Source organism: Paraburkholderia sp. RAU2J, assembly GCF_003634845.1.
GTDB classification, from domain to species: Bacteria; Pseudomonadota; Gammaproteobacteria; order Burkholderiales; family Burkholderiaceae; genus Paraburkholderia; species Paraburkholderia fynbosensis.
Map to the genome: position 1 here is coordinate 2,933,661 of NZ_RBXG01000002.1, position 23,535 is coordinate 2,957,195.

At 64.5% G+C, this 23,535-nt stretch carries 20 protein-coding genes; 10 read left to right on the forward strand and 10 right to left on the reverse strand.

Annotation, left to right across the window (positions count from 1 at the left end; genetic code table 11):
• Window positions 1–23: 23 nt before the first annotated feature.
• From B0G69_RS30695 to B0G69_RS30705, 3 genes are all read right to left on the reverse strand, one after another.
• Window positions 24–1,925, reverse strand: coding sequence for a feruloyl-CoA synthase (locus B0G69_RS30695; RefSeq protein ID WP_199731381.1), 1,902 nt, complete (start codon window positions 1,923–1,925; stop codon window positions 24–26).
• Window positions 1,926–2,045: 120 nt separating this feature from the next.
• Entirely contained in the window at window positions 2,046–3,497 is a 1,452-nt protein-coding gene (locus tag B0G69_RS30700; protein WP_121323633.1) for an aldehyde dehydrogenase, read from the reverse strand.
• Between the two features lie 57 nt (window positions 3,498–3,554).
• Window positions 3,555–4,382 carry a p-hydroxycinnamoyl CoA hydratase/lyase gene (locus B0G69_RS30705; RefSeq protein ID WP_121323634.1) on the reverse strand — a complete coding sequence of 276 codons (828 nt, stop codon included), beginning with the start codon at window positions 4,380–4,382 and terminating at the stop codon, window positions 3,555–3,557.
• A gap of 167 nt (window positions 4,383–4,549) precedes the next feature.
• Here B0G69_RS30705 and B0G69_RS30710 point away from each other — a divergent pair, with 167 nt between their 5' ends.
• The 7 genes from B0G69_RS30710 (at window position 4,550) to tehA (ending at window position 13,089) form a co-directional block, all read left to right on the forward strand.
• On the forward strand, window positions 4,550–5,017 hold the full coding sequence (locus B0G69_RS30710; RefSeq protein WP_241991517.1) for a MarR family transcriptional regulator: 468 nt from the start codon (window positions 4,550–4,552) through the stop codon (window positions 5,015–5,017).
• Window positions 5,018–5,373: 356 nt separating this feature from the next.
• Window positions 5,374–6,603, forward strand: a complete 1,230-nt coding sequence (gene mhpT, locus B0G69_RS30715) for a 3-(3-hydroxy-phenyl)propionate transporter MhpT (RefSeq protein ID WP_121323636.1) — start codon at window positions 5,374–5,376, stop codon at window positions 6,601–6,603.
• A gap of 70 nt (window positions 6,604–6,673) precedes the next feature.
• Window positions 6,674–7,816: a porin gene (locus tag B0G69_RS30720; RefSeq protein ID WP_121323637.1), complete on the forward strand. Its 1,143-nt coding sequence runs from the start codon at window positions 6,674–6,676 to the stop codon at window positions 7,814–7,816.
• 16 nt (window positions 7,817–7,832) lie between these two features.
• The gene (locus B0G69_RS30725; RefSeq protein ID WP_121323981.1) at window positions 7,833–9,569 is read left to right on the forward strand and encodes a tannase/feruloyl esterase family alpha/beta hydrolase; all 1,737 of its coding nucleotides are present in this window, start codon (window positions 7,833–7,835) and stop codon (window positions 9,567–9,569) included.
• 393 nt (window positions 9,570–9,962) lie between these two features.
• Complete coding sequence (locus tag B0G69_RS30730) at window positions 9,963–11,480, forward strand: ATPase domain-containing protein (protein ID WP_241991518.1); 1,518 nt, start codon at window positions 9,963–9,965, stop codon at window positions 11,478–11,480.
• 6 nt (window positions 11,481–11,486) lie between these two features.
• Window positions 11,487–11,837: a response regulator gene (locus tag B0G69_RS30735; RefSeq protein ID WP_121323639.1), complete on the forward strand. Its 351-nt coding sequence runs from the start codon at window positions 11,487–11,489 to the stop codon at window positions 11,835–11,837.
• 235 nt (window positions 11,838–12,072) lie between these two features.
• The gene (gene tehA / locus B0G69_RS30740; protein WP_121323640.1) at window positions 12,073–13,089 is read left to right on the forward strand and encodes a dicarboxylate transporter/tellurite-resistance protein TehA; all 1,017 of its coding nucleotides are present in this window, start codon (window positions 12,073–12,075) and stop codon (window positions 13,087–13,089) included.
• An 84-nt stretch (window positions 13,090–13,173) separates the two neighbouring features.
• Here tehA and B0G69_RS30745 read toward each other — a convergent pair whose 3' ends face one another.
• Both B0G69_RS30745 and bla read right to left on the reverse strand, forming a co-directional pair.
• Window positions 13,174–13,665, reverse strand: coding sequence for a DUF4126 family protein (locus tag B0G69_RS30745; RefSeq protein WP_121323641.1), 492 nt, complete (start codon window positions 13,663–13,665; stop codon window positions 13,174–13,176).
• Between the two features lie 248 nt (window positions 13,666–13,913).
• Window positions 13,914–14,858, reverse strand: coding sequence for a class A beta-lactamase (gene bla / locus B0G69_RS30750; RefSeq protein ID WP_121323642.1), 945 nt, complete (start codon window positions 14,856–14,858; stop codon window positions 13,914–13,916).
• Window positions 14,859–14,957: 99 nt separating this feature from the next.
• On the opposite strand from bla, the gene B0G69_RS30755 reads away from it, so the two are divergent.
• Window positions 14,958–15,836, forward strand: a complete 879-nt coding sequence (locus tag B0G69_RS30755) for a LysR family transcriptional regulator (RefSeq protein WP_121323643.1) — start codon at window positions 14,958–14,960, stop codon at window positions 15,834–15,836.
• Here B0G69_RS30755 and B0G69_RS30760 read toward each other — a convergent pair.
• On the reverse strand, window positions 15,833–16,081 hold the full coding sequence (locus tag B0G69_RS30760) for a hypothetical protein (RefSeq protein WP_121323644.1): 249 nt from the start codon (window positions 16,079–16,081) through the stop codon (window positions 15,833–15,835). The genes B0G69_RS30755 and B0G69_RS30760 overlap by 4 nt on opposite strands.
• 70 nt (window positions 16,082–16,151) lie before the next feature.
• Entirely contained in the window at window positions 16,152–16,655 is a 504-nt protein-coding gene (locus B0G69_RS30765; RefSeq protein WP_121323645.1) for a lecithin retinol acyltransferase family protein, read from the reverse strand.
• 471 nt (window positions 16,656–17,126) lie between these two features.
• Between B0G69_RS30765 and B0G69_RS30770 the strand changes: the two genes are divergently transcribed.
• A complete protein-coding gene (locus B0G69_RS30770; RefSeq protein ID WP_121323646.1) occupies window positions 17,127–17,414 on the forward strand; it encodes a hypothetical protein in 288 nt (95 codons plus the stop codon).
• A 5-nt stretch (window positions 17,415–17,419) separates the two neighbouring features.
• The gene (locus B0G69_RS30775) at window positions 17,420–18,190 is read left to right on the forward strand and encodes a protein phosphatase 2C domain-containing protein (RefSeq protein ID WP_121323647.1); all 771 of its coding nucleotides are present in this window, start codon (window positions 17,420–17,422) and stop codon (window positions 18,188–18,190) included.
• Window positions 18,191–18,236: 46 nt separating this feature from the next.
• Here the strand turns inward: B0G69_RS30775 and B0G69_RS30780 are convergent, their stop codons facing one another.
• From B0G69_RS30780 to B0G69_RS30790, 3 genes are all read right to left on the reverse strand, one after another.
• Window positions 18,237–19,601 (reverse strand): sigma 54-interacting transcriptional regulator, encoded by a 1,365-nt coding sequence (locus B0G69_RS30780; protein ID WP_121323648.1) that lies wholly within the window; start codon window positions 19,599–19,601, stop codon window positions 18,237–18,239.
• A complete protein-coding gene (locus B0G69_RS30785) occupies window positions 19,601–22,657 on the reverse strand; it encodes a peptidase domain-containing ABC transporter (protein WP_121323649.1) in 3,057 nt (1,018 codons plus the stop codon). Before B0G69_RS30785 ends, B0G69_RS30780 begins: the two co-directional genes overlap by 1 nt.
• Window positions 22,658–22,749: 92 nt before the next feature.
• On the reverse strand, window positions 22,750–23,502 hold the full coding sequence (locus tag B0G69_RS30790; protein WP_121323650.1) for a peptidylprolyl isomerase: 753 nt from the start codon (window positions 23,500–23,502) through the stop codon (window positions 22,750–22,752).
• Window positions 23,503–23,535 lie beyond the last annotated feature (33 nt).

Genomic DNA, 23,535 nt, shown 5'->3' on the forward strand with positions numbered 1-23,535 from the left:
TGTCCGCGTTCGAGCGTCACACATTACAGCGCGCCGCACGCGCTCGCGACGATTACAGCGGGATCGCGCTGCGCCGTGTCGTACATCGTCTCGACGAGCGCAGCCCGATGGGTCAGCACCGCGCGCTGATTGATCGAGCCCTTGTCGGTGATCTCGCCGAGGTCGAGCGAAGGCACGACGTCCATCAGCCGCAAGCGCGCGATGGTGGTGGCGCTGCCGGTCGCGCCGCGGTTGAGCGTGTCGAGCAGCGCCGCGAAGTGTGCCCGCACGGCGGGCGCATCGACCACCTCGCGCGCACTCGCCGAGGCCGGCAGACCCGCGAGGCGCCTGCAATCGTCGAGTCGCGGAAACACCAGCAGACTGACGTCGTCGCGATTCATGCCGGCGACCACCACGTCCTGCACATACGGCGCCCCTTCGGAAATGACCCGCGCGCGCATCGGCCCGACGCTGACGAAGGTGCCCGAACTCAGCTTGAAATCCTCGGCGACACGCCCGTCGAACAGCAGCCCCAACTCGGGCCGCGCCACGTCGACAAAGCGCACCGCGTCACCGCTGCAAAAATAGCCTTCTTCGTCGAATGCATTGGCACGCTCCGCGGCGTTCGCGCGCCAGTAACCAGGCATCACATGAGGGCCGCGATAGCGCGCTTCGAGCTTGTCGCCGACCGGCGCGAGCTTGACCTCGCAGCCGTGCGCGGGCAGGCCCACGTAACCCGCGCTCATGATAGGCCCGGTGGTGAACAGGCACGATGGGGACGTCTCCGTCATCCCGAGTCCGGCCATGATGCGAATGCGCTCGCCGCAGTACTTTTCCGTGACGCGTTCGAGCCGGTCCCACGCCGCTTGCGACAACCCCGCGCCCGAGAAGAAATACACCTTCACTCGTGAAAAGAACGTCTCGCGCAACTGCGCGTCCTGCTCCAGCGCGATCGTCAGTTCTTCCCAGCCCTTCGGCACATTGAAGTAGATGGTCGGGGCGATGTCGCGCAGATTGCGCAGCGTGTCGCCGAACTTGCCGTTGACCGGCTTGCCGTCGTCGATATAAAGCGTGCCGCCGTTATAGAGCGCGATGCCCACGTTGTGGCTGCCGCCGAACGTATGGTTCCAGGGCAGCCAGTCGACCAGCACCGGCGGCTCCTTGGCGAACTCGGGAAACGTTTCGAGCAGCATCTGCTGGTTGCTGCACAGCATGCGGTGCGTGGTCGGCACCGCCTTCGGCAGTTTGGTCGAACCCGAGGTGAACAGAAACTTGGCGATCGCGTCCGGGCTCACCGCCGCGTGAACGGCATCGACCGTGGTGGGCGTGGTGCGCAACAGCTCACTGAACGCCGTCACGTGGCGCCCGCTTTGCGGTTCACGCGGCAACGTCGCGGCGACGACTTCGACATCGGCCGGCACGACCGCGTCGATCGCCTTGGCGAACGTGTCGTAGCCGCTCACGAAGACCAGGCCGGGCGTCAGCAGGTCGATCGTATGGCGCAGCTTGCCGTAGTCGCCGGATGCCAATGCATAGGCCGGAGAAATGGCCGCATACGGAATGCCGGCCCACATCGCGCCGAGCGCGAGTTGCAAATGGTCGAGATCATTGCCCGACAGAATCGCGACGGGCCGCTCGGCGGACAGATTGCGCGCCAGCAAAGCCTGGCCGATGGCGCGTGCGCTTTGCAGCGCGTGCGCGTAGCTCAGGCCGATCCATTCACCGTCGCTGCCGCGGCGCGCCGCCAGCCAGCGCTCGGGATGCGCCTGCGCGCCGCTCGCGAGCCGCTGCGTCAAACGCTGCGGATGCTCGCCGAGCGCTTCGGATGCTTGCAGATACCACGTGTCTCCCTGCCGCCGCATGCGCAACGACGAAGCGCCGATCGTCGTCGCCCGGTATCGCGTCGGCGCGCCGGAGGTGTTCGTTTGTGTCGGCTCGGAATGCAAAGCCTGTCTCCCTGGAAAGGTGCCTGCGCGCCGTCTCGCGACGGCATCGGGCGCTCCGCCCGATGCGGCGGAGCAACCTTCTCTATCTACTGTTTCGATCAACCTTCGAAGCGCGGACGATCAGATCGGATAGTGGCGAGGCCCGGTCTGAATCGTGATCCAGCGCAGATCGGTGAATTCGGCAATCGACGCCTTGCTGCCGAAGCGCCCGTAGCCGCTCTTCTTTATGCCGCCGAACGGCATCTGCGCTTCGTCGTGCACCGTCGGGCCGTTGATATGACAGATGCCCGATTCGATCCGCCTGGCCACGTTCAATGCACGCGACACGTCGCGGCTGAATACCGCGGCGGAAAGACCGTACTCGCTATCGTTAGCAACCCGAACCGCTTCTTCGTCGTTGTCCACGCGCTGCACCGTGACCACCGGGCCGAAGGACTCGTCCGCATACAGCTTCATGGCAGGCGTGATGCCGTCGACGATCACCGGTTGCATCACCGCGCCCTCGACCGTGCAGCCGACCGGCAGTTGCGCGCCCTTGTCGCGCGCGTCGTCGATCAACGCCTTGATGCGCCGCGCCGACGCCTCGCTTTCGAGCACACCCAGCACCGAGTCTGCGGCGGCCGGGTCGCCAGCCTTCAAGGTACGCGCTTTGGCCGCCAGCTTCTCTACCAGCGCATCGGCAATCTTGCGATCGACGATCACCCGCTCCGTCGACATGCAAATTTGGCCCTGGTTGAAGAACGCACCGAACGCGATGCCGGCCACGGCCGCATCGAGATCGGCGTCGTCGAGCACGACCACGGGTGCTTTACCGCCCAGTTCGAGCAAAGCCGGCTTCAGATGCTGCGCTGCATGTTGCGCGACGATGCGCCCCACGCGCGTCGAGCCGGTGAAGTTGACGCGCCGCACCGCAGGATGCGCGATCAGACGTTCGACGATAGCCGGAGCGTCTTCAGCGGCATGCGTGACGACGTTCACGACGCCGTCGCCAAGCCCCGCCTCGTGCAACACGCTGCCGATCAGCCGATGCACGCCCGGACAGCCCTCGGACGCCTTGAACACGACCGTGTTGCCGCAAGCGAGCGGCATCGCGAGCGCCCGCGTGCCGAGGATGACCGGCGCGTTCCACGGCGCCATGCCGAGCACCACGCCGCACGGCTGGCGCACGGTCATCGCGAGACTGCCGGGCACGTCGGACGGAATCACGTCGCCGTCGATCTGCGTGGTCATCGCGGCGGCTTCGCGCAGCATGTTGGCCGCGAGCATCACGTTGAAGCCGTACCAGTTCGGCATTGCGCCGGTTTCGGCCACACCGGTTTCGATGAACTGCGCGGTACGCGCATCCATCAGGTCGGCTGCGGCGAGCAGCCGTTTGCGGCGCTCGGTGGGGGCCAGCGCCGACCATGCCGGGAAAGCACGCGCCGCGGCTTCGCCCGCCGCGTCCGCGTCGGCCAGCGTCGCGGCGGGCGCGCGCGAAGCGGCCTGACCGCTCGCGGGACTGATCCGCTCAAACGTCTTGCCGTCCGATGCGCCGCGGCTCTGGCCGTCGATCAGTAAAGTCACTTCATGCATATGGATCGTCTCCTCGCGTGTCTGTTTCGCTCGAACCTGGGGTGCTGCGCAAAACGCTCAGCGTTTATAGGCTTGCAGGCCCGGCTTGATCGCCTTGTCGTCGAGGAACTGCTTCAGGCCCTGCTCGCGGCCATGCTCGGGGTCGCGCAGTTGCGCCTGGTCGAGCTTGGCGTACAGGTAGTCTTCGTTCTGCTCCCACGTCAATTCGCGGCTGCGCTTGAAGCCGTGCTTGGCCGCACGCAACACCACCGGGTTCTTCTCCAGCAGTTTGCCAGCAAGCGCACGCGTCGCCTCACGCAATTCGGCGCGTGGCACGCTGCTGTTGACGAGGCCCATTTGCGCCGCCTGCTGGCCCGTGAAAGTCTCGCCCGTCATGATGTAATACAGCGCCTGACGATGCCCGACGGTGTCGGCCATCGCCTTGCTCACCAGATTGCCCGGCGGAATGCCCCAGTTGATTTCGGAGAGGCCGAACACCGCTTCGTCCGCGGCGATGGCGAGATCGCACGCCACCAGCGGCGAGAAGCCGCCGCCGAAACACCAGCCGTTGACCATCGCGATGGTCGGCTTCGAATACATGCGCAGCAGTTGCCATTGCCAGCGCGACGCGTCGCGGCGAATCTTTTCCTGCAGGATTTCCGGGCCCGCATCGACCTCGCGGAAATATTCCTTCAGGTCCATGCCGGCGGTCCACGCATCGCCCTCGCCGGTCAGCACCAGAACCTGCGCTTCGGCGTCGAGCTCGACCGCTTCCAGCACCTCGATCATTTCCTTGTTCAGCGTCGGGCTCATCGCATTGCGCTTCTCGGGACGGTTCAACGTCACCCATGCGATACCCTCGACGACATCGACCTTGACGGTTTTCCAACGGCCTTCGTAATTCATCTGTTTTCTCCGTGAATGTCGACCGGCATAGCGGCCTGATGGACACATTTAATATCAGGTTGCCTGATATGTAAAGCGGAAATTCGCCGGCTCGGTGCAAACCCCTAGCGACGGTTTCGGGGGTCCGGCGCGCTAAGATGCGGGATAGACCGAACCTCCTGTCCATCATGAGCAAAAATCAAAAGCCAGCCGCCGAGCCCACCGCACGCACCCGCCGATCCAGCCTGCGCCTGACCTATGTGATCGGCAGCCTGGATCGCATCCTGCGGCGCCGCATGAGTGAAGCGCTCGCGCCGCTCGGTCTTACGCTCGCCCAATTCACGGCGCTTTCCGTGCTTGAGGCGAAGGGGCAGGCGTCCAATGCACAAGTCGCCGAGCGCTCGTTCATCACGCCGCAATCGGCCAATGAAGTGATGAACGCGATGGCGAGCCGCAATTGGGTCAGCCGCGAACCGGACCCGACGCACGGCCGCATCGTGCTGCTGCAATTGACGGACGAAGGGCGCGCCGTGCTGCGCGAATGCGAACTGGCCGTCAAGGCCATCGAGAAACAGATGATGGAAGGCATCGAACTCGACGTGGCCGGCGCGCTTCAGACCCACCTCGAAACTTTCGTTCGGAATCTGCGCGGCTAGATTCTCCGCGCCGCCTGAGTGCTAGGTGTTTTCACCGAAGGATTTGCACTTGTGTTATCAGCCTACCTGATATTAAATCCACACCACGATGCGGCGTGTGGAGAGACGGCGCTTGGCCTCGTAGCACACACGCCGTCGTGCGGACATCGACCCGATGCGCCGCGCGCTGCGGTGTGGCGAGGCGTCCCATCACGCGCTTGATGCCGATCTGACTACCGTTTTGCCGATGCCGTCCGTCAACCCGGACGCTCGGGCCTGCACGCGCGTTGGCGCCGGGCCGGCATCTGCGGTACTTCATCGAAACCGGAAAACCACGCACTTTAATAAGGATCACTAACGTGAAGAGAACCGGAACATTGACTCCGACGCAAGGCGTTTCCGCCCCCGCGACATCCGGCCGATCGGGCGCCGCGGTCACGCTCGGATTGTGTTTTGCGATTGCGCTGCTCGAAGGGCTCGACCTGCAGTCGGTCGGCGTGGCCGCACCGCGCATGGCGCGCGAGTTCGGCCTGTCGGTCGGACAGATGGGTCTCGCGTTCAGCGCCGGCACTTTCGGCTTGCTGCCGGGCGCCATGTTCGGCGGACGACTCGCCGACCGGATCGGCCGCAAGCGCGTGCTGGTGATTTCCGCGTGCCTGTTCGGCCTGCTCTCGATCATGACCGCGCTGGTCAGCGACTTTCACACGCTGGTGATCGTGCGCATGCTGACGGGCATCGGGCTCGGCGGCGCGCTGCCGAACCTGATTGCGTTGTCGTCGGAGGCGGTCGAGCCGCGTTCGCGCAGCACCGCCGTCAGCGTGATGTATTGCGGCATTCCGTTCGGCGGCGTGATCGCCTCGGTGATCGGCGTGATGAGCGCGGGCGACGCCGAGTGGCGTCACATCTTCTATGTGGGCGGTGCGGGGCCCTTGCTGCTGGTGCCGCTGCTGCTCCTGTTTCTCGCGGATTCGAAGGCATTCACCCAGGCTTCGCACGACGGACGGGGCAAGCCCGCGCCGGTCGGCGAAATCCTGTTCGGCGGCACGCGTGGACTCTCCACCGTGCAGATCTGGGTCAGCTACTTCTGCACGCTGATCGTCCTCTACTTCCTGCTCAACTGGCTGCCCTCGCTGATGGCCGCAAGCGGTCTGTCGCGCCCGCAGGTCGGTTACGTGCAGATTTTCTTCAACGTGGGCGGCGGGATCGGCGCGCTGTGCATCGGCATGTTGATGGATCGGATGCGCTCGGGTGTCGTGGTGGCGGGCATGTACGTCGGCATCATCGCGTCGCTCGCGGCGCTCTCGATGGCGCCCGGCTTCGGTGCGCTCGCGGCCGCCGCGTTCTTCGCGGGGATGTTCGTGATCGGCGGGCAATCGGTGCTGTACGCGCTGTCCGCCGCGTTCTATCCGACCGCGATGCGCGGCACCGGCGTCGGCGCGGCGGTGGCCGTCGGGCGCGTCGGCTCGGTGGTCGGGCCGCTGGCCGCCGGTCAACTGCTGGCGATGGGGCGCAGTTCGTCGACGGTGATCGGCGCAAGCATTCCCGTGACGGTGATCGCCGCCGCGGCCGCATTGCTGTTGCTGCGCCGCCCGCGCGCCGACGACTGAGCGCAGCCCCGCAAGCAGACCCGACAACAACAACACATACGTTCAATCAAACGGTTTGGAGACATCTTTCATGCAAGCATCCGCACGCCTTCTACTCTGCGGCGCACTGTGCGCGGTCAGCGGCGCCGCCGCAGCGCAATCGAACGTGACACTCTACGGCATCGTCGACACCGGCATCGAATACGTTTCCCACGCGAACGCAGCGGGCAAGAGCGTATTCCGCATGCCGGCCGTCACCGGCGAGTTTCCGTCACGCTGGGGACTGCGCGGCAACGAAGACCTCGGCGGCGGCTATAGCGCGGTCTTCACGCTGGAAAGCGGCTTCAACGTGCGCGCCGGCGATCTCGGCCAGGGCGGCCGGCTGTTCGGCCGTCAGGCGTTCGTCGGCATCAAGAGCCCGTACGGCACGCTCACGTTCGGGCGCCAGTACACGATGACCTACCTCGCGCTGATGGGCGCGGACCTGATCGGACCGGACATCTACGGGCTGGGCTCGCTCGACGCGTATGTGCCGAACGCGCGCGCCGACAACTCCATGACTTACCTCGGCAGCTATGCGGGGGTGACGCTGGGCGCGAATTATTCGTTCGGCCGCGACGCCGCGGGCACCGGCAACTCGCCGGGCCAGGGCACCTGCACCGGTTCGGTTCCCGGTCATGCCACGGAATGCCGTGAATGGTCAGTCATGCTGAAGTACGACGCGCCCTTGTTCGGCGTTGCGGCTTCATACGAAGAACAGCGCGGCGGCAGCACCGCAGCGGCAAACTTTTTCGACGGCGTAGCGCCGACTCCGCTCATCAACGCCGCCGACAAGGACATCCGCACGCACGTGAGCGCTTACGCGAACCTCGGCAGCAAGGCCAAGCTCGGCGTGGGCTGGCTGAATCGCCGCGTCGATACGTCGTCCGCCGCGCTCGCCGATGTGCGCTCGAATCTGTTCTTCGTCGCCGCGTCGTATTTCGTGACGCCCGCTTTCATCGTCGACGGCGAGGTCTATCACATCACCAATAGCGACCACGACACGCGCGCCACGATGGGCACCCTGCGCACCACCTATCTGCTGTCGAAGCGCACCGCCGTCTACGCGCAAGGCTCGTATCTCGCCAACAGCGCGAAGGCCCGCTATTCGGTCAGCGGCGGGGGCGGCGGCACGACACCTTCTGCAGGCACCGGCCAGACCGGCGTGATGCTCGGCATTCGTCATTCGTTCTAGGAGATCTCGCATGAACATGAAGCGCACTTCCATCGCGCTCGCAGCGGCTGCCGCGCTCGGCCTCTCCGCATGCGGCGGCAATGACACCGACAGTGGCAGCGGCAGTGGCAACAGCAGCGCCAATGCGTTGCCGCAACTGAGCGCGGCCACGCCCGGCACGCTCGCGGGCAATTGCACGGCGCTGGCCGCGAAACTCACGTTCGCCAACACCGTTTTCACCACGGTGACGGACGTGGCGGCCGGCATGCTGAAAGTGGCCGGCAAACCGATCGCCGAACACTGCCTGATCCAGGGCAACATGAACCAGCGCGTGAGCAGCGTCGACGGCAAGACGTATGCGATCGGCTTCGAGATGCGCTTGCCGCTGGCATGGAACGGCCGCTTCTTCTACCAGGCCAATGGTGGCCTGGACGGCAACGTCCTGACCGCCACCGGCGAGATCGGCGGCGGCGGTCCGACCAACGACGCGCTCAACATGGGCTTCGCGGTCATCAGCTCGGATGCGGGGCATAGCGCTTCGCAGAATCCGCTGTTCGGGCTCGACCCGCAGGCGCGCATCGACTACGGCTATCACGCGGTCGCCACGCTCACGCCGATGGCCAAACAGGTGATCAAGCTCGCCTACGGCAAGGCGCCGGACCGCAGCTATTTCGACGGCTGCTCCAACGGCGGCCGCCACGCGCTGGTCGCGGCAGCGCGCTCATCGGCTGAATACGACGGCATCATTGCGGGCGACCCCGGCTTCCATCTGCCGAAGGCCGCGATCGGCGAGATGTGGAGCGCGCAACAACTGGCGAAGGTGGCGACCGCGACGACGGCCAATGGTCTGCCCGACATCACGACCGGTTTTACCGCCGCCGAACGTCAGATGGTCGCCTCGAAGATACTCGCCAGATGTGACGCGCTCGACGGCGTGAGTGACGGTCTCATTCAAGATATCAAGGCATGCCAGGCAAATTTCAGCCTGGCCAACGACGTGCCTACCTGCGCGAACGACGCGCGCGACGGAAGCTGTCTGACGAGCGCGCAGAAGGACGCGATCGGCAACGTGTTCTCGGGCGCGCGCAACAGCGCGGGTACGGCGCTCTACTCAAGTTTTCCGTACGACGCGGGTCTCGGCCAGGGCTGGTCGGCATGGAAGCAGGCTAATTCGATCACGCTCGATCCGGCCGCGGCGGCGTTCATCTTCACGACCCCGCCGCAAAGCGCCGCCGTGTTGAGCCAGTTGTCCGCCTACGCGCTGAACTTCAGCATGGACACCGACGCACCGAAGATCTTCGCCACCAGCGGCGCGTACAGCGAGTCGGCCTGGTCGTTCATGACGCCGCCCGACGAAACCAGCCTCGGCGCTTTGAAGCAACGCGGCGCGAAGCTGATGGTTTATCACGGCACGAGCGACCCGGTGTTTTCATCGAACGACACGACCGACTGGTATCAGCGCCTGAGTGCGGCCAACGGCGGCGACGCGTCGAACTTCGCGCAGCTCTACACGATCGCCGGCATGAACCACTGCAGCGGCGGCCCGAGCACCGACCAGTTTGACCTGCTCACGCCGATGATCGCGTGGGTCGAACAGGGCAAGGCGCCGGACGGCGTGCTCGCGAGCGCGCGCGACGCGAGCAGCATCACGCCCAACGCCGACGTTCCCGCCGGCTGGGGCACGGGACGCACGCGGCCACTCTGCGCGTATCCGAAAGTGGCCCGCTACCACGGCGGCGACGTCAACGCGGCGAGCAGCTTCGTGTGTAGCTAAGCCGCTGGGAAGCTCGGGCCGGGACCCGCACCCGCCCGCGCTCTGCATCGCTCGCCGTCCGGCGCGAGAGCAACGCCTGCGCCTTGCGCATGCATGTCGTTTTTGCATGCGCGAGGCGACAGCGTTACATCGGGCCGAAAGCAGCCCCCCCACCGCTCGTCGATAACCATCGACCATCGCGTCTCCCCCCTTCCGCCACACTTATCCAGAGCCCGGTACACGCCGGCGTTTCATGCCCAGGCGCGCCGTGGCCGGATAAAATCACGGGCATTCCAATTCCGAAGCGCGTCAAGGCGCCGGTGGGAATGCGAATTGCTGGCAATGTTCAATTCGAGCACGAGACGGTTTTGATATGCACCGTCGCTTTTCCGCACTCTGGATGACAGATCGACAATGACTATCCCCGAATCTCAACCGTTCTCCCGGCCTGCCGCGCCCCCTTCGAGCGCGCTCTCCTCTCCTGGCGTCCGGGCCAACGTGGAAACGGGTGTGCCCGGCTTCGACGAGATCCTGGGTGGAGGTCTGGTCCGCGGCGGCGTCTATCTGCTCGAAGGGATGGCCGGGGCCGGCAAGACGATCCTGTCGAGCCAGATCGGCTTTCATCGTGTAAGCCAGGGCGAGAAGGTGCTGTACATGACCCTGATCGCCGAGTCGCACGACAAGCTGCTGGGACACCTCAAAGGCCTGAGCTTCTTCGACGAGACCGCCGTCGCGCAGCAAATGCTGTTCGTCTCCGGCTATCACGAGCTGATGCAGGACGGTCTCGACGGCTTCCTCAAGCTGATTGCATCGAGCATCTACGACTACCGGCCGAGCCTGATGATCATCGACGGCTTTCGCAGCGCGCGCGAATTCAGCGAAACCGAACTGTCGTTGTCGAAGTTCATTCACGAGCTCAATGCGCTGGTCGCGGCCATGGATTGCACCACGTTGCTGCTCGCGCCGCTCTCCGGAAACGAACCGCATCCCGAGCACACGCTGGTCGACGGTCTGATCGAACTGAACCGCTACAGCGACGGCATGCGCCGCGCCCGCGAAATCGAAGTGCACAAGATGCGTGCGCGCGACCATCTGTTGGGCAAGCACTTCTTCCGCATCGCCGAAAGCGGGCTGCTGATGTACCCGCGCCTCGAAGCACAATGCGCGATGAAGCCGGGTCCGGTGGATCTCACCACGCGCCTCGGCTTCGGCTTGCCGCATCTGGACGATCTGCTCGGCGGCGGCTTCGCGCAAGGCTCGACGACCACGCTGATCGGACCGTCGGGCGTCGGCAAGACCATGCTTTGTTTGCAGTTCCTCGCGGCCGGTGTGGCGCGCGGCGAACGCTGCGTGTATCTCGGCTTTTACGAAGGACCGCAGCGGCTGATCGGCAAAGCCGAGGCGGTCTCGATCGCGCTGACCGAGGGGTACGAAGACGGCCGCCTCGTCGTCCAATGGCAGCCGGCCATCGAGCTGGCCGTCGACGAACTCGCGGCCAACGCGCTTGCCACCGTCAAGAGAATCGGCGCGTCGCGCATCGTGATCGACGGTGTGGAGGGCTTCCGCGATTCGGCGTTGCGCACCGAGCGCTTCGGCCTGTTCCTGAATGCGCTGCTGCATCAGCTTCGCGAAATCGGTGTCACGGCTCTGCTGACCGAAGAACTGCCGCTTTACGCCGACCCCGGTTACGCGAAGAGTGTGCGGGTCTCGGCATTGACCGAGAACCTCCTGCTGCTGCGTTACGCGGAGTCCGAGACGGGTCTGCGGCGCATGATTTCCGTGGTCAAGCAGCGCGAAAGCGCGCATGACACTTCGCTGCGCGAACTGGTGATTTCGTCGCAAGGCCTCGACGTGATCGACAGTGGCGTGTCGGCCAACGCGTCCGCGGCGCCGGGCTTGTCGGCCACGCTGCAGCCACGGCGCACGACGTAGCCGCTCATGAAAACCATTCTGGTCGTGGACGACGAGTTCGACATCCTCACGGTCTGGCGGCTGCTGCTGGAGCGGCACGGCTATACCGTGATGACGGCGTCGAACGGCGCCGCCGCGCTCGAACAGATACGCAGGACACGGCCCGACGTCATCGTGTCGGACTGCATGATGCCGGTCATGTCGGGACTGCAGCTGTGCGCGGCGCTGTATGCCGACCCCGCTCTGCGCGACATTCCTATCATCCTGTGCAGCGCGGCCTCGGACATTCCGGTGCAGCCGAATCCCACCATCGCCTACGCGCGCAAGCCGCTTTCTTTCGACGCGCTGCTCGCGATGCTCGAACGCATGTCGGCCTGACGGCCGTCGTCGCGAGCCGGCGGCAGGTGAATGCCGCGCCGCGTGCGTCTAATCTCCGGCCTTCGAGGCACCCCTCCCCAACCGCGATGAAACGGCGACCCGCGCAGATTGAGACGATCGCGCCATTTGTCGAGCCTTTGCCGCGTTCACCGATTGGCCACCGCCTCTTACAGTGAGCCATCGGTCGCGCAACACCGGAACACCGGAGCGCGTCGCAACTTTCGGAGGCTCGGTGATGAACAGCAATCGTGGTGCGATTCCAGTTGCTTTCTTCGGGATCGCGGTGGGCGCGCTGGCGTTCGCCAATTTGTGGCGCGTGGCGCTCAGGGTATGGCATCTGCCCGCCGTGGCGGGAACCCTGCTGACAGTCGCGGCGCTAGCCGTGTGGCTCGTCGTTATGGCCGCGTACGGGCATAAGTGGCTGACGCAGGCGGCCGACGCCCGCGCGGAAATGCAGCATCCGGTGCAATCGTCGTTTGCGGCGCTCGGGCCGGTGTCGAGCCTGCTCGCCGCGCAACTGCTGGAGCCGTACGCGCATACCTTGGCGCTCGGCCTGTTCGGCGTCGCCGCCCTCGCGCAACTGGCGCTCGGCGTGTATCTCCATGGACGGCTCTGGCAAGGTGGACGCAAGCCTGAACTGATCACGCCGGCCATTTATCTGCCGACCGTCGCGCCGAGCTTCGTCGCCGGGACGGCTGCCGCCGCCTTCGGTTTTCATCAGCTGGGCGATCTGCTTTTCGGCGCCGGTGTGCTGTCATGGCTCGCACTCGAATCGCTGATCCTGCACCGCGCCGCCGTCCATGAGCCGCTGCCCGAAGCATTGCGCCCGATCCTCGGCGTGCAACTCGCGCCGCCGGTCGTCGGTGGCGTGACCTACCTGAGCCTGAGCAGCGGCACGCCTGATCTGTTCGCGCTGGCCCTGCTCGGTTACGGGTTGTATCAGGCATTACTGCTGTTGCGGCTGCTGCCGTGGATCCGCCAGCAAGCGTTCGTGCCGGGATACTGGGCCTTCAGCTTTGGCGTGGCCGCGCTGCCGACGATGGTTCTGCGGATGCTCGAACGCGGCGCCGCCGGTCCGCTCGAATGGGCCGCGCCGGTTCTGTTCGTGGCGGCGAATGTGATCATCGGCATTCTGGTGGTGAAGACGCTGGGCTTGCTGGTGCAAGGCAAGCTGCTTCCGCCTGCAACCGCCACCCCGGCGGCACCGGTGAGGCAAGCGCCCGCCGATTCGCAGGTCGCGCGGGCGAGCTGATCGGCGAAAGCGGGGAGATGCGTCTCCCCGCTTTCGTATCACAGCGCCCAAGCATCGACGCGTCACGGCATCGACACGCCACCATCAAAACCCGTGCAACGACACCACGATCAACGCGGCCCCCGCCACCGCCACGACATCCTCGATCAGCGCCGCCGGCGCATCCCGTCCGAATGTGCGAGCCAACGCGCTGCGCACCTTCGCGCCGCCGAGCGTGCCGATCACCGCGCCTGCCGCGCCGACCACCGCACCGAGCACTCCCACGATCCAGCCGCCCGCCAACCCGCCGTGCGCGCCGCTGATCGCCGCGCCGCTCAACGCGCCTGCCACGATGCGCGCGCCGAATTGCAGCGGCACTTTGCGGCTGGGTGTTTCCGGCAGTTGATCCGTAATCAGTTCGACGACCGCCAGCAACGTGAAGATGTACGGGGTCGCGGTGAAGCCGAGAAACGCGAGCGACGTGCCCTGCAGTGGCAGCCATCCGAGATGCGCCGCCCAGCTGACGGCGGCGGGAGCGGTCATCGCGCGAAGGCCGGCGACGATGCCGATGAGCAAGGCCAGGACGTACACGGACATAGTGGACTCCGAACGAGGGCAATGATGCACGGTTGGACAAGCCGACGGCTTACCTGGACGAACGTCAGCAGTATGTGTCGAGCATTTCACCTGGACAGTCAACTTCTCACCGCATCCGTCGAGGCGATCGGCCGTTGTCGGCGCGGTTGCCCCCGGGGGTTGCCCCCTTTCGGTGTGACCTCAGTGTCGCACAATTCGACTGCTGAAAAGGCGGGCGAGCGCCTGCGCCAGCATCGAACTCGTTCGGATCATGCGCGCCGGATAGACTCCGCCACCAGCGCGCCGACATTCGCAATCGCCGCATTGCTGCGGGCCGCGTCGCCGTCCGCTTCGGTCAGATAGACGGTCACCAGGACCGGTCCACGGCCGGGCGGCCACAGGATCGCGATGTCGTTGGCGGTGCCGCGCTCGCCAGTGCCGGTTTTATCGCCGACGCCCCAGTCCTCCGGCAGCTTCGCGCGCAGCCGTGAACCGCCGGTCTGGTTAGCCACGAGCCACGCCAGCAATTGCGTCCGCGATGCCGCCGAGAGATGCTCGCCCAGCACGAGCTCGCGCAGGTTGCCGAGCATCGCGTTGGGCGTGGTGGTGTCGCGCGGATCGCCGGGAATCGCTTCGTTCAGCGCGGGCTCGATACGGTCCAGCCGCGTGATGCCATCGCCCAGGCTGCGTGCGAATGCGGTGACCGCCGCCGGACCGCCGAAGCTCGCGAGCAACAGATTGGCCGCAGTGTTGTCGCTGAGCGTAAGCGCGGCCTTGCACAATTCACCGATGCTCATCCCCGCGTCGCCGGTCAGTTCGCGAGTATGCCGGCTCGTGCCCGGCGAGTTCGGCACGAGATCGCTGGCGGAGAACACCACGCGCCGCTGCAAATCCTCCTGCCCGAGATCCACCCGCGTCAGCACCGCGCCCGCCGCCAGCAGCTTGAAGGTGCTGCACATCGGGAAGCGCTCGTCCGCGCGCAAACCGGCGTGCAAACTGGTGGTCGTGTCGACGATCGACACGCCCAGCCGCCCTCCGCTTGCCGCCTCGATCCGCGCGAGCCGCTCGCGGATCGCCTCGGCGTCGGCCAGCTCACGCCCACGCGCGGGGCCACCTGCCTTTATCGTCTTTCCCCACGCGCCTGCGCTGCCAAGCGCAACTCCAGCTATCGAAGCACCCAGCACCGCACCCGCGAACTTCCGTCTCGTAATCATCGCCGCTCCTTCTGTGAAGCCGCCACTATCGGTTTTCCACCCGGCGCTGACAAACGATGATAAGTTAGCCGACTCACAAGAAAATCTTATGCCTGCATCATGAGACCGCGTCTTCCACTGAACGCGCTGCGCGCCTTTGAATCGTCCGCGAGACATCTGAGCTTTACGCGCGCCGCGCTCGAACTGAACGTCACCCAGGCCGCCGTCAGCCAACAGGTCCGCACGCTCGAGGAACGGCTGGGCACTGCGCTTTTCAAGCGTCTGCCGCGCGGCCTTGCGATGACCGACGAAGGCCTCGCGCTGCGCCCGGTTCTGAGCGACGCGTTCGATCGCATCGAAGCGGTGCTCAAGCAATTCGAAGGCGGGCATTTTCATGAGGTGCTGACGGTCGGCGTGGTTGGCACGTTCGCGGTGGGTTGGCTGATGCCGCGCCTCAGATCGTTTCGCGAGGCGCATCCGTTCGTCGAACTGCGGCTGCTGACGAACAACAACCTCGTCGATCTCGCCACCGAAGGGCTCGACTTCGCGATCCGCTTCGGCGACGGCACGTGGCCCGGCTCGCTCGCCACCCGGCTGCTCGATGCGCCGCTCGCGCTGCTATGCACACCGGAGATCGCCGCGCGTCTGTCGAAGCCCGACGATGTGGCGGAAGAAACCCTGCTGCGTTCGTATCGCGCGGACGACTGGATGAACTGGTTCAACGCCGCCGGCATTCCGCCGCGGCCGGTTCGCGGGCCGGTGTTCGATTCGTCCCGCCTGATGGTGGAAGCGGCGATGCAAGGCGCGGGAATCGCGCTCGCGCCGGCGCTGATGTTCGATCACGAGGTCAATACGGGGCGCCTCGTGCGTCCGTTCGATGTGGAAGTCCACGCCGGCAGCTACTGGCTGACCTGCCTGAAGGGCAAGCCGATGACGCCGGCGATGCTGCTGTTCAGTCAATGGATCGTCAACGAAGCGGGACAGCACGCGCCGGATTAGCACAGCGCGCCGCGGCGATGACCGTTCATCGCGGGCCGTTCGGCCTGCGGCGGGAATACGTTCCACGAACCGTCGTCGTGACGGAAGAAGAAGATCGACAGCAGGCCGCCCGGCCGCAACGCTTCGACGCACACATAGCGTTGCGAAGCGCGGTGGCAGAACCGCACGACGCGCGCGGGCATCGACGGGGTGGGTGCGAGCCATTTGTCGACGGCCCAGTGCAAGGTCTTTTCTGCGGCAACCATGATGGTCTCCTTGAATCCTGTCGCGTTTGAATCGTTAAACCGTTGAGCCGTCGACGGCGCCGTTGCGCTTTCACGCCAGTTGCGTGGCCGCGTCGGCGCCCTTCGCACCGCTTTCGACGAAAACCTTCACCAGACACACCAGCGCAAGCACACCGGCGCTCGGATGACGCAGGCAGCCATGCACCTGTTCGCTGCGGCTTTCACCGAGCAGGCACCATGCGCAGAAGTGTTCGCAGTTGTTGGTCAGCAGGCGGTAGCGGTTTTCGCCGAGACGGGAGCGCGCGCGGCGCACGGCTTCGTCGCCGACGTAGCGGGCGCTCGGGGTCGAGCGGATCGACAGCGGCTGGCCGGCGGCGAAGCGCGCGAGTTCCACTTCCTCGACCGGGCCGGGATGCGCGGAACTCGCGAAGCCCGCGTAGTGGACCACGCGGCCATTGCCCACATAGATGCCGTGGTGTTCGTAGCCGCGCCGTTGCGTGACGAGATGCGCACCGATCGGCAGGTCGATGGTGGACGTTGCAGGCTGGCGCGCTTCGTTGCCCGTACTGCTCGTTTGAAGAAGAGGGGTGTTCATGGCTGGCCTCGTTTCGATTTCCAACACTGTTGCGAGGTCTTTTGCATCATCCGGGCCATGCGCGCGAAAGCCTTTATTTAAGGCACTTCCGGGTCTTGAGGTGGGATGCGGAATGGTCCGGGTGTCAGCCGCGAGCCGACAGAATTCGTCCCGATGTGTTGGTACGCGACGTTCAATGACGGCTGCCCGGCGTGCCGCTTTCCGCTGTTGTCCGTGCGTCGACGTGTGGCCGGAAGCGACCCGAATGTGTTGGGTCATACACCGCCGCGCGGGAGCGTTTGTTGGCTGCAAGCCGACCGACCAGCGCCCGCGCAACCCGGCGCTGCGCGAGCAAGCGCACGGAATCGCCGTGCAATCAACGCGTTACGACAAAGCCGGGGATGGGGCCGAAAAGTGGCATGGCACTTGCACCATCACGTCCAGATCCTTTTAAACCGCGCGCGCAACCGGCGCGGCAACCGGAGAAACGTCATGGCTTGCATCACACTAAACGACCTCACGCTGAACCTCGCGCTCGACCGGAAAGCGATGGCGGCGATTCGCGGCGGCGGTGGTGCGCCGTGGGTATATGGCTGGATTCAGCCGTATGTGCGCAACACGCCAAGCATGGGACCTGTCGTGAACTTGTATGAGGTGTCCAACAACTTCTATGCTAACCAGATGATCAACCAGTTTCAGTCGGTCGATGTCTACAACACGGGGGCGAATTCGAACATCGCTGTCTCTCCCGACGCACGCAGCAGAAACGATACGGTGTAGCCGTTGTGATTTGTGCGAGCCAATTTCGCTGGACGTCGTCCGCGCGTTCCGACGCCGGACGCGTCCGTGAGATCAACGAAGATGCCTGCCTCGACCAGCCCGAACCCGGGCGCTGGGCCGTCGCCGATGGCATGGGCGGGCACGCGGTGGGCGATCTCGCAAGCCGTCTCGTGATCGATGCGTTGAGCCGGCTCGCGGCGCCGCTCAGCATGAAATCGCTGATTGCCGACGCACGCGCGCGGCTGCAAACCGCCAATCGTCAACTGCGCGACGAAGCCGTGCGCCGCCAGGTGCAGCGCATCGGCAGCACCGTCGTCGTGCTGCTCGCTTGCGATCGCTTTTGCGGCTATCTGTGGGCGGGCGACAGTCGCATCTATCTGTATCGCGCAGGACAGCTGCGGCAACTCACGCGCGATCATAGTCAGGTGGAAGAACTCAAGTCACTCGGCGTAATCACCGACGAAGAGGCGCGGAATCATCCGGCGCAGCATATGATCACGCGCGCGGTGGGCGCAACGGACCTGCTCGAACTCGACGACGATGCGATCGAAGTCGCCGACGGCGACGTCTTCCTGCTCTGCAGTGACGGCCTGAGCAACGAGCTGAGCGACGACGAAATCATCTCGGTGCTGACCTCGGCGCAATGTGAGAACGCGTCCGAGGAACTGGTCGAATTGGCGCTCGCGCGCGGCGGGCGGGACAATATCACCGCGGTGGTCGTGCAGGCGGAAGATCCGAATGCGTCCGATAAAACCTTGCTGAATCCGTCGCCCTGAAGTCACCGCTTGGACGCCGCCAATTTGACACCGCACTTGACCGGCATCAAGTCTCGCCGTCTTCCTCGCCGCGCTCCCGCTCGTCCTCTGCGCCGTCCCTGCTGGCAGCCGGTGCATGGCGATTGCGGAAGTCCTTCGAATGCAGACCATGCTTCTTCAGCAGCATCTGCAAATGCGAGCGGTTCATGTCGATCCGCCGCGCGAGTTCGGCAACGGTGCCGCTCACCTCGCGAAGGCCACGCTCGAGGAAGGCTTTCTCCGCGTCGTCGCTGGCGGCCCGTTTCGCGTCGCTCAGCGACATCAGATTGGCCACGCTGATCGGCTCCTGCCCGCTCACGGGCGCACCGGTCGACACAGCCGCCGCCCCCGGCGCCGTCGGCCGCATGTCCAGCGGCAGATGATCCACGTCCGCCATATCGCCCGCGAGACACGACACGCGATACATCACGTTGCGCAACTCGCGGATATTCCCCGGATACGCGTAGTTCAGCAGAAAGTCGCGCAATCGCGGCGTCAGTCTGACGGGCCTGCGTTTTAAGGTGCCGGCCGCTTCGTCGCCGAACCACGCAATCAGCAGCGGGATTTCATCGCGGCGCTCGCGCAACGGCGGCAGCGTGACGTGAATCACGCTGAGCCGGTAGAACAGATCCTCGCGGAATTTGCCCTCTTCGCTCAGTTGCCGGAGATTGCGATTGGTCGCCGCGACGATGCGCGTATCGACGGCAATGGTTTCGTCGGAGCCCACGCGTTGAATCTCGTGCGCTTCCAGCACGCGCAGCAGTTTGACCTGGCCGGCGAGCGGCAACTCGCCGATCTCGTCGAGAAAGATCGTCCCCGTATGCGCGCTTTCGAATTTGCCCTTGCGATCATTCGACGCCCCGGTGAACGCGCCCTTGCGATGCCCGAACAATTCGGACTCCAGCAGGTTCTCCGGAATCGCGCCGCAGTTCACGGAGATGAACGGCTTGTCCGCGCGCGAGCCGTTCGCGTGAATCACCTTCGCCATCAGTTCCTTGCCGGTGCCGCTTTCGCCGTCGATCAGCACGGGCAAGTCGGTGGGCGCCGCTTTCTCCGCGATTTCTAGCGATTCCAGCAGACGCGCATTGTCACCGAACGTCCCTTCGAAAATGAAGCTGCGTTCGAGCAACGCCTTTCTGCGCGCGCCGCGCGATTGATCGACCGGCGTTTGCGGCTCGGCGGCCACGGCCGCCTGCACGAAGCGCTCCTTGTGCGAAAGCTGCATCACTTCGTCTCGCAACGAGGTGGCTTGCCTGAGCAGCTTGTCGATATCCGCGCGTTCGAGGCGCGACGACCAGCGCAACGTCGAGCGCAAAATCTCGATCCGCTCGATCAGGCCCGCGTAGGAAATCGCGGGCCTGGCCTCTTCAATCTGGTCGAGTATTTTCATCATTACGCGCTCAACTGTTTCTGGACCAGCTGGTAATACATCCCGCCACGCTGAATCAGCTCATCGTGGCGGCCCTGTTCGACGATCGCCCCTTCGTACAGCACGAGAATCTTGTCCGCGCGCATGATGGTGCTGAGCCGGTGCGCGATGATCACCGCCGTGCGACCCTTCAGAATGTCATGCATATTACCGAGGATATTGCTTTCCGACTGCGAATCGAGCGCCGAGGTCGCTTCGTCGAACACGAGCAGACGCGGGTCGTGATACAGCGCGCGTGCGATGCACAGCCGCTGGATCTGTCCGCCCGACAAACCGATCCCACGCTCGCCGACGATCTGTTCATAGCCGAGCGGCATCTTGCTGATGAACGCATGCGCGTCGGCCATCTTCGCGACTTCCTCGATGCGGCGCCGGTCGGGCGCATCGTCGCCGCTCGCGATGTTCTCCGCAATCGTGCCGGAAAACAGCAGATTGCTCTGCATCACATAGCCGATCTGCGCGCGGTAATAGGCTTTGTCGACCACGCCGAGATCGTAGCCGTCGATGCTCATCTTTCCTTCGGTAGGCGTGTAAAAGCCGACCAGCAGCTTCGCAAGCGTGGTCTTGCCCGAGCCGCTGCGCCCGACTATCGCCACCAGTTCGCCGGGCTTGATGTCGAAGCTGATATTTTCGAGCACGTAGGCGGAGTCGTTGTCTCCGTAGCGGAAATAGACGCCGCTGAAACTGATCTCGCCCTGCAGTTCCGGCAGCATCACGCGCGAGGGCAAATCCTGCGGCTTCTGTTCGGGCTCGATGTCGAGCACGTCGCCGAGCCGCTCCATCGCAACGCCCGCGTCGTTCAGCATGCTCCATAAACCGACGAGCCCCATCAGCGGGCCCATCACACTACCCATGAACGCATTGAATGCGATCAACTGACCGATCGTCATTTCGCGCGCCAGCACCAGATTCGCGCCGACCCAGAGAATCGCAATGGTCGTCGCCGCGTTCAGCAACTGACTGCCGAGTCCGACCAGAATGTTGAACGCGTGCGCGCGATACTGCACTTCGAGCGCCTTCGCATACTTCTTCTCCCAGCGCAAACGCACCGGCCGCTCGATGCCCATGCCCTTGATGGTCTCCACGCCCGCGAGCGCTTCCATCAGAAACGACTTCGAATCGGTCGACGCGGTAAACACTTCGCGCGCGTAGCCCTTGATCTTCGGCGTGGCGATCGCGGTCAACGCCATGATCGGAATCACGAACGCGATCAACACCAGCGTCATCTTCACGTTGTAGACGAACATGATCGTGAAGTAGATGAACACCATCAGCAGATTGAGCGTGGTGGTGACGGTGGATTCGGTGAGGAATGCCCGGATCGTCTGGTTCTCCTGAAAGCGCGCGAAGATGTCGCCGGTCTTGCGCTTCGCGAAGAACGAGAACGGCAGCGACATGGTGTGCTTGAAGAACTGCGACATCATCGCGAAGTCCATGTTGCGCACCATGAAGTTGGCGAGATACGCGCGGATCGTCGACATCAATTGCGAAAACACGCTCGCGATGATCAAACCGCCTATCAGCAGATGCAGCAGGCTGACGTTCTGATGCACGATCACGCCGTCGAGAATGTTCTGGATGATCAGCGGCGGAATCACGCCCAACACCTGAATCACGAAGGTGGCAAGAAACAGATGGCCGAGTATCTTCTTGTACGGCCTCAGGTAGCCGACAAACCGTATCCACGGCGAACGCGCCGCCGACATCTGCACCAGGTGCGGGCCGCCGGTGAAAAGCAGACATGTGCCGCTCCAGCCGCGCTCGAAATCCTCGACGGTTAATTTCCGGAAACCGAGCGCCGGGTCGGCGATCCACACGTAATCCTTCGAGAGCCCGTACACCACGACGTAGTGATAGCCCTCCCAGTGGATGATGAACGGCAGATCGAAACCACGCAACGAATCGAACGTGCATTGCACGCCGCGCGCGGTGAAACCGAGCGATTCGCCGGCGCGCGCGAGGCTGTCGAGTGTCGCGCCCTGGGTCGTGACGTTGGCGAGTTCGCGCAATTTGCCGAGCGTCATCGGAATGCCGTAATGGCGGCACACCATCGCGAGACACGCGGCGCCGCAGTCCATCTCCTCGGCCTGTTCGACCAGCGCAAAGCGTTTGATGACTTTCTCGCCGAACTCGGGCTTGCTTTGCAAGTCGAGCATCAGCGGCAACTTGCGGCGCTGTTCGAGCCGCTTTTGCCGCTGTAATTCGCGGTCGCCGTAGCGGATGCGCTCGTCGAGCACTTCGCGCAGCTTGGGATTGCGTTCGAGGATGAAGTGAACCGTGCGCTCCGGAATCACCAGCAGCCGCGTATCGGTCGTCGCGACGACGGAGGCCATCTGCTCCTGGCGCATCAGACACGCTTTCTCGCCGAAAATCTCGCCTTCGCCGAGCGTCGCGAGCGTGTAGTCGTGACCCTCCTCGTGCCGTACGATGCGCACCTGGCCGTGCCGCACCACGTAGAGCCGCCGGTCGTCGCGACCCTCCTGCTTGAGAATCTCCTTGCCCGCGACGACCCGTTTCACGCCGACGCTGCGCACATACTCTTCCAGTTCCGCCTTGTTCAGCTTGCCGCGCAAATCGAACAACTGCGCGACGAAGCCGCCCGCCGAACTGATCGCCACATAGCTCGCGACGAACGCCAGTGCCGCCGGATTGCCGGCCATCACCGGTTCGATCGCGGCGCGCGGAATGAACAGCAACTCGGTTTTCGCCGACGAGCGCACCGACGCTTCGTGCATGTAGCTGCGCAACATCGCGATGTCGGCGAAGATCTCGCCCGACTTGCGCACGCCCATGCTGGTTTCCTTGCCGTGCTCCTCGGTGAAAATGCGCACCGAACCCGCACGCACCACGTAGAGTCCGTCGGCCACCTCGCCCGTGGAGCAGACCGTTTCGCCAAACGAATAGAAGCGCGCTTGCGCGTAGTCGGCGAGACGCTCGATCTCATCGCGTGAGAATGGCGAGAGAATCTCCACCGAGGCGAGAAACTCGGCGGCGGAAGGCGCGGTCTGGGGTGCGTCCATGTACTACGGACCTCCGTTCGGCTGGCTGCGTTGACTTGGCTCGAGTGGTGCGACTGCGCTACGGCGCGAATAAAGCAAAGCGCCCAGTTCCGTTAGCGCGCTTCGATCACATGCTCCTGGGAGCGCGCGATCAGCCAGCTTTCGCGCAGCAGCCGCCTGACTTCGGCGGCCACGTCCCCATCCAACGTCGCCGGATACTTGGCCGTCACCGCGAAAATCTCGAAACACGAGCGATCCGCCGAGGCAAACGGCCCGAGCAGATCGCCCACCGCCGCATTGAAAATCTTCGCTTCGATGTCCGGCTTCAACGAGCCGCGCAGCACTTTGCCGATCACGCCGCCCGCCTCGCGCGTGTCGGCAATCGAATGTTCGCGCGCCATGTCGGCGAAACTGTCCGGGTCGTCGTGCAGATACGAAATCATCTCCTTTGCCTTGCCCTCGCTGTCGAGCACGATATGGCTGACTTCGATCGCGTCGAACTTCGGCGAGTTGAGCGCGAAGTAGTCGCGGATCGCGGCTTCGTTGCCGACCTCGTCGAGCATCTTCTCCTGGTACAGCCCGTCGGTAATGAACGCTTCGAACTCGTCGAGACTCACGTGCAGCACATCGAGGTACTGGTTCATGTCGGTCGCGCGATGCAGGCCGCGCACACGGCGGAACTGATCGGCGCGCTGCTGGATCTCATCGGCGGTCACGGTAACGCCGTGCTTTTTCGCCGCGTGCACCGTGAGCTTGTCGCGCACGATCTGTTCGATCAGGCTTTCGAACTGGCCGGTCAGCTTCAGAAGACGAATGAACTCGGACACGTCCACGACTTCATCATCGATACGCACTATCGCGGTCATTTCACTCGCTCCTTTGATTGGGAATATTCAGCA

What these genes read in the sequence shown, in the direction of transcription:
- B0G69_RS30745 (WP_121323641.1), bottom strand. Translation starts at nt 13,665, where the DNA reads ATGTCCGTGTACGTCCTGGCCTTGCTCATCGGCATCGTCGCCGGCCTT.
- B0G69_RS30770 (WP_121323646.1), top strand. Translation starts at nt 17,127, where the DNA reads ATGGCTTGCATCACACTAAACGACCTCACGCTGAACCTCGCGCTCGAC.
- tehA (WP_121323640.1), top strand. Translation starts at nt 12,073, where the DNA reads ATGAACAGCAATCGTGGTGCGATTCCAGTTGCTTTCTTCGGGATCGCG.
- B0G69_RS30720 (WP_121323637.1), top strand. Translation starts at nt 6,674, where the DNA reads ATGCAAGCATCCGCACGCCTTCTACTCTGCGGCGCACTGTGCGCGGTC.
- B0G69_RS30730 (WP_241991518.1), top strand. Translation starts at nt 9,963, where the DNA reads ATGACTATCCCCGAATCTCAACCGTTCTCCCGGCCTGCCGCGCCCCCT.
- B0G69_RS30780 (WP_121323648.1), bottom strand. Translation starts at nt 19,601, where the DNA reads ATGATGAAAATACTCGACCAGATTGAAGAGGCCAGGCCCGCGATTTCC.
- B0G69_RS30735 (WP_121323639.1), top strand. Translation starts at nt 11,487, where the DNA reads ATGAAAACCATTCTGGTCGTGGACGACGAGTTCGACATCCTCACGGTC.
- B0G69_RS30765 (WP_121323645.1), bottom strand. Translation starts at nt 16,655, where the DNA reads ATGAACACCCCTCTTCTTCAAACGAGCAGTACGGGCAACGAAGCGCGC.
- B0G69_RS30705 (WP_121323634.1), bottom strand. Translation starts at nt 4,382, where the DNA reads ATGAATTACGAAGGCCGTTGGAAAACCGTCAAGGTCGATGTCGTCGAG.
- B0G69_RS30700 (WP_121323633.1), bottom strand. Translation starts at nt 3,497, where the DNA reads ATGCATGAAGTGACTTTACTGATCGACGGCCAGAGCCGCGGCGCATCG.
- B0G69_RS30755 (WP_121323643.1), top strand. Translation starts at nt 14,958, where the DNA reads ATGAGACCGCGTCTTCCACTGAACGCGCTGCGCGCCTTTGAATCGTCC.
- B0G69_RS30785 (WP_121323649.1), bottom strand. Translation starts at nt 22,657, where the DNA reads ATGGACGCACCCCAGACCGCGCCTTCCGCCGCCGAGTTTCTCGCCTCG.
- B0G69_RS30760 (WP_121323644.1), bottom strand. Translation starts at nt 16,081, where the DNA reads ATGGTTGCCGCAGAAAAGACCTTGCACTGGGCCGTCGACAAATGGCTC.
- B0G69_RS30790 (WP_121323650.1), bottom strand. Translation starts at nt 23,502, where the DNA reads ATGACCGCGATAGTGCGTATCGATGATGAAGTCGTGGACGTGTCCGAG.
- bla (WP_121323642.1), bottom strand. Translation starts at nt 14,858, where the DNA reads ATGATTACGAGACGGAAGTTCGCGGGTGCGGTGCTGGGTGCTTCGATA.
- B0G69_RS30710 (WP_241991517.1), top strand. Translation starts at nt 4,550, where the DNA reads ATGAGCAAAAATCAAAAGCCAGCCGCCGAGCCCACCGCACGCACCCGC.
- B0G69_RS30725 (WP_121323981.1), top strand. Translation starts at nt 7,833, where the DNA reads ATGAAGCGCACTTCCATCGCGCTCGCAGCGGCTGCCGCGCTCGGCCTC.